This is a genomic window from Vibrio sp. Y176 (assembly GCF_033438945.1).
This window is the reverse complement of the sequence record NZ_JAWOQS010000402.1, coordinates 1-768: the sequence shown is the minus strand read 5'-3', so window position 1 is coordinate 768 and position 768 is coordinate 1. Positions and strand designations below refer to the sequence as shown.

The window sequence follows — 768 nt, the reverse complement described above, 5'->3', positions numbered from 1 at the left end:
CCATCACGTTGGTTTCAATAACGTGGTTGCGACGAATTTGCGCGTTCACTAGACGTTCAACTTCTTTTAGCTCTGCCGCCGTTACCGCTTCTAGATGAGAGAAGTCAAAACGTAAGTTTTCTGCTTTAACCAAAGAGCCTTTTTGCGTCACGTGCTCACCAAGAACTTGACGAAGTGCGGCGTGTAGCAAGTGCGTTGCTGAGTGGTTTAGAGAGATAGCTGCGCGACGTTCTGCGTCAACGATAGTAGCGACTTCATCGCCTTTCGCTAGAACGCCTTCCGCCATAACACCGTGGTGTGCGATTGCGTTGCCTAACTTTTGAGTATCTTCTACTCGGAATACACCAGCTTCAGTGCGGATTTCACCCGCATCACCACATTGACCGCCTGACTCAGCGTAGAATGGGGTTTCACCAAGCACAATGATCGCTTTGTCGCCAGCAGATAGAGAATCCACTTCGTTGCCTTCAACGAACATTGCCGCCACTGAGCTAGAGCCTTTTGTTCCAACGTAGCCACAGAATTCAGTTTGTGTGTCAACTTTAATTGCTGCGTTGTAGTCTGTACCGAACTGACCCGCTTCACGCGCACGCTGACGCTGCTCTTCCATTGCTTTCTCGAAGCCTTCTTCGTCAATCGCGAACTCACGTTCACGCGCAACGTCGTTAGTCAAGTCAGCTGGGAAGCCGTAAGTATCGTAAAGTTTGAATACGGTTTCACCGTCGAGCACTTTACCATCTAAGTTATCTAGCGCTTCGTTTAGAATCG

The 768-nt window shown here is 49.2% G+C and carries 1 protein-coding gene; it reads right to left on the bottom strand.

Annotated features, from left to right (window positions below; all coding sequences use genetic code 11):
• A partial coding sequence (locus tag R7O13_RS26315) for an alanine--tRNA ligase-related protein (RefSeq protein WP_318305136.1) occupies positions 1–768 on the bottom strand: 768 nt, incomplete at both ends.